At 60.1% G+C, this 4083-nt stretch carries 2 protein-coding genes; both read left to right on the top strand.

The annotated features are described in order from the left end of the window. Window positions 1–2124, top strand: a 2124-nt coding sequence (locus tag WCA53_RS00080; protein ID WP_423903917.1) for an efflux RND transporter permease subunit, incomplete at its 5' end; no start/stop codon positions are given. A gap of 26 nt (window positions 2125–2150) precedes the next feature. Then, on the top strand, window positions 2151–3659 hold the full coding sequence (locus WCA53_RS00075; RefSeq protein ID WP_423903915.1) for an efflux transporter outer membrane subunit: 1509 nt from the start codon (window positions 2151–2153) through the stop codon (window positions 3657–3659). Window positions 3660–4083: the final 424 nt, after the last annotated feature.

Below are 4083 nucleotides of genomic sequence, written 5' to 3'. Positions count from 1 at the left end.
TCCGTGAACGAGGTCGAACTCACGCTGGGCATATCGATCCTGCTGGTGATTGGCGTGGTCTTTGTGTTCCTGCGCAGTCCCGGCGCGACGTTGATTCCAGGAGTCGCGATTGCCGTCTCGTTGATTGGCACTTTTACCGTCATGTACCTGGCGGGATACACGCTGGATAACCTTTCGTTGATGGCGCTCACGGTATCGACCGGCTTTGTCGTCGACGACGCGATCGTGGTGATGGAGAACATCACGCGCTTGATCGAGCAGGGCGTGCCGACCCGGCGTGCAGCCATACAGGGAACGCAGGAAGTGGCGTTCACGGTCGTCGCGATGAGCTTGTCGCTCATCGCGGTGTTCGTACCTATTCTATTCATGGGGGGCATCCCGGGTCGTCTCTTTCACGAATTCGCGTACACCCTCGCGACATCGGTCGCGATCTCCATGATGATTTCGCTCACGGTGACGCCCGCGATGTGCGCGTACCTGCTCAAGCCCGCGAAGCAGGAGCACCACGGCTGGTTTTTCCGGTCCAGCGAACGAGGCTTCGACTATCTGTTAGCGGCCTACCGGACGACGCTGGGATGGGCGCTGAGGCATCCCCGCCTGGTAGCGTTGAGCCTCGTGCTCACTGTGGTGCTCAACGTGGTCCTGGCTGGCGTAGTGCAGAAGGGTCTTTTTCCGCAGCAGGATACCGGGACCATCTTCGGTGGCTTCCAGGGTGCGCAGGACGCGTCGTTCCTGTCGATGAGGGAGTCCCTGCTGAACATCCAGCGCGTGATCCGGGAAGACCCGGCCGTCGAGAACGCGCTCGGGTTCACCGGCGGCCAGGGCGGCCCGGGCGGGGGCGCGAGCAACTCGGGATTCGTCTTTGTCACGCTGAAGCCCCGAGCTGCGCGAAACGTAAGCTCCACGGAGGTGGTCGACCGCATGCGTCCGAAGCTGAATGCAATAGCAGGGGCCTCGACCTTCCTGCAGGCGGCACAGGACATTGGGGTCGGCGGCAGGCAGAGCAATGCCCAGTATCAATACCAGCTATCGGCCGATACTGTCGATGCGCTGAGCCAATGGGCGCCCGTGCTTTACCATGCAATGCAAAAGATGCCGCAGATCAAGGACGTCACGACCGACCAGCAAAATAACGGCCTGCAAATCCTGCTCGACTACGATCGCGTCACGGCGGCACGGTTTGGCATCACGCCGAAGCTGATCGACAACGCGCTCTACTATGAATTCGGCGAGTCGCAGGTCTCGACAATCTACACGTCGCTCAATCAGTATTACGTCGTGATGGAGGCCAATCCGCAACTCTTGCGTTCGCCTTCGACATTGAACTCGACCAACGTTCACGCGTCGGGTACGAGTTCGGTACCGCTTGGTGCGTTCACCCACACCCAGGTCTCGACCTCGCCACTAGCGGTCAATCACTCCTCGTTCTTTCCGTCGGTCACCATCTCCTTCAATCTCGCGCCGGGCGTGTCTCTCGGCCAGGCGACCCAGCTCATTACGCAGATGCAGCAGCGGCTCGGCGCGCCCGCAAACATCGTCTCGCAGTTTGCGGGCACCGCGCAGGCCTTCCAGAGCTCGCTTGCCAGTGAGCCGTTTCTCATCCTGGGCGCGCTCCTGGCAATCTATATTGTGCTGGGCGTGCTCTATGAAAGCCTGATCCATCCGATCACCATCCTGACGACGCTTCCGTCTGCCAGCGTGGGCGCCATGATCGCGTTGATTCTTTTTCATAGCGAACTCGATGTCATCTCGCTCATCGGCATCTTCCTTCTCATTGGCATCGTCAAGAAGAACGCGATCCTGATGATCGATTTTGCACTGCAGGCGGAACGCCTTGAGGGAAAGAGTACCGAAGAGTCAATTTTTGAAGCGTGCATGCTGCGGTTCCGGCCCATCCTGATGACGACCGTTGCAGCGGCGCTCGGCGCGCTGCCGCTCGCGCTCGGTCACGGCAACGGATCGGAACTGAGACGTCCGCTGGGTATAGCTATTGTTGGGGGCTTGATCTTCAGCCAGATCCTCACGCTCTATACAACGCCCGTGATTTATCTCTATTTCGACCGCCTGAGCCAGCGCTTCAATCGTCGCCGTGGGCGTGCGGTGGCCGGTCGCCTACCGTCATGACTACCACTCAACGCCATCGAATCATCATGGAAAAATCAGCTCGGCTTGTGGGAGCTATCCCGCGCATCCTGGTCAGCGCAGGTGCGTTTGCCATGTTGACGATGGGGCAGGGTTGCACGGTCGGCCCGGAGTACGTTCGTCCGCCAGTCGCCACGCCGGCGTCCTTCAAGGAGGGCGAGGCATCGGTCGGGCCCGATGGCACGTCATGGGTGCCTGCCAAGCCCCAGGATGCATCGTTGAGAGGTCCGTGGTGGAAGATATATCAGGAGCCCGAACTGGATGATCTCGAAGACAAACTGAATAGTTCGAACCAGAATATTGAGCAGGCGTATCAGAATTTCATGGCCGCGCGTGCCCAGGTCAGCCAAGCACGCGCTAGCTATGCGCCGACCGCGACGCTCCAGCCAGCCGTTACGCGCTCCGGGTCGCCCGCAAGCATCTCCAACGTACTACTGCCAAGCGGAAGGGTCACGGCCAACGAGTTCAACTTCCCCCTGGACGTGTCGTGGGAACCGGACCTCTGGGGAAGAATCCGCAATACAGTCAAGGAGTTTGCGAACGCGGCGCAGGTTAGTGCCGCGGATCTCGCCAATGAAAAGCTCAGCCAGCAGGCCAACCTTGCCGAGGACTACTTCCAGTTGCGCGGCCAGGACGAACTCATCGCGCTGAACGAGCGAACGATCCGGGCGTACCGCAAGAGCCTTGAACTCACCCAGGTGCTCGGCCACACCGGGATCGACAGCGCGCAGTCGGTCGCGCAAGCGCAGTTGAACCTGAAGACAGCGGAGGCTGCAGCCACCAATCTTGGCATTGCGCGGGCGCAGTACGAACACGCCATCGCACTGCTTATCGGTCAACCCGCGTCGTCGTTTTCGATGCCGGCCCATCCGCTCACCACCACACTTCCGGTCATCCCGGCGGGCGTTCCGTCCGAGCTCCTGCAACGACGTCCCGATATTGCCGCGGCAGAGCGGACCATGTCGCAAGCGAACGCGCTGATAGGCGTCGAGACGGCTGCCTTCTATCCGACCATCAGCATTTCGCTGTCGGGCGGCTTCCAGAGCTCGACGCTGCAAAACTGGTTTGCGTGGCCGGCCCGGTTTTTTTCGATTGGCCCGTCTGCGGCAGAAACGCTTTTCGATGGCGGGTTGCGCACGGCGACCGTCGCGCAATATCGTGCGCAATATGAGGGCGACGTGGCCGCCTATCGTCAGACTGTGCTGGCCGCCTTTCAGCAGACCGAAGATAACCTTGCCGCCGAGCGCATCCTGAGTCGACAACTCGAACAGCAACGAGACGTCGTCGCCGCGGCGCAGCACTACTACGATCTTGCGTCGGTTCGGTATCGGACGGGCGTAGACACTTACCTGAATGTGTTCCTGGCCGAGACGGCCTTGCTTTCCGACCAGGAGGCAATGATTAGCCTGCGCGTGCAACAAATGACGACCAGCGTTCAATTGATCGAGGCGCTCGGCGGCGGCTGGGACACTGAGCTTCTTCCGTCTGAAGAGGATGTTAGTTCGTCGCAAAAGTGACCTTCGCCGGAACGGATCGCAGGAATATTCGCGAGTCGTCGGTTATTTTCGGTCAATTTGATGACTCATGAGCCGGGTGGTTCATCGATAAAATAAGCATTACATATGAATATTTGATGTGAAAGAATTGGGGTGGAATCAGTTTCTTCAGGCGCTTTTCTTGCTGTGGCAGGACACCGTAGCCGCTTTGCTACGCCGAGCTGCGGCGCGCAATGGGTCGGACCGGTTGCGGGGCGTTCGTTGCCCACTGGAGAATCACCATGAACTCTCTGCCACCCAAATCTGCTTTTTACTCGGGCTCCCGGCGTCGCCTGTTCGAAGCGTTTGCGGGATTGCTGGTAGCGGCGTGTCTTGGGTCGTGTGGCGGCGGCTCAAGCGGCAGCTCAGGCGCTACCACCACGACGGGCGGCGCCAGCGGTGCGAC

The sequence above is a fragment of the Caballeronia sp. genome (assembly GCF_049581465.1).
GTDB lineage: Bacteria > Pseudomonadota > Gammaproteobacteria > Burkholderiales > Burkholderiaceae > Caballeronia.
The sequence above is the reverse complement of the archived record's forward strand: the minus strand, read 5'-3'. Positions and strand labels throughout refer to the sequence as shown.